Raw genomic sequence first — 396 nt, 5'->3', positions numbered from 1 at the left:
GTATAGAGGTCATTGGAGAACGCGTAAACCACTATTTCCAACCTTTAATGACTGTAAATAAGCAACAACAACCTTATAAAGTATTTACAAGTTTTTATAAAGCCAATAGAAGAAATTTAGTACATACTCCAAGTAAGCATTACCAATATAAACAGTTAAGTCAATACGCTGAGAAAGGTTCAAATCAGAGCAAAATATCCCTGAATTCAGCAGAGGATATAGAACAACAAGCACGTAAAGCTTGGGAAAGCTTTTTAAGTGAAGATATTTCAAATTATAAAAAAATGACAGATGATGTTTCACAAGATTATGTCAGCGGGTTAGGTAAATATTTGGCATATGGTTTGCTTGATATTCATGAAATTATTAATGATTTGCTTGAGTATTATGAAAATG

The 396-nt window shown here is 31.3% G+C and carries 1 pseudogene; it reads left to right on the top strand.

From position 1 onward, the window contains the following. Positions 1-396 (top strand): annotated as a pseudogene (locus ACF91D_RS32230) (cryptochrome/photolyase family protein); the annotation flags it as partial.

It is taken from the genome of Staphylococcus sp. 231237_7MaSpsaltlick, from assembly GCF_043107035.1.
This window is presented reverse-complemented; position numbering and strand designations above follow the sequence as displayed.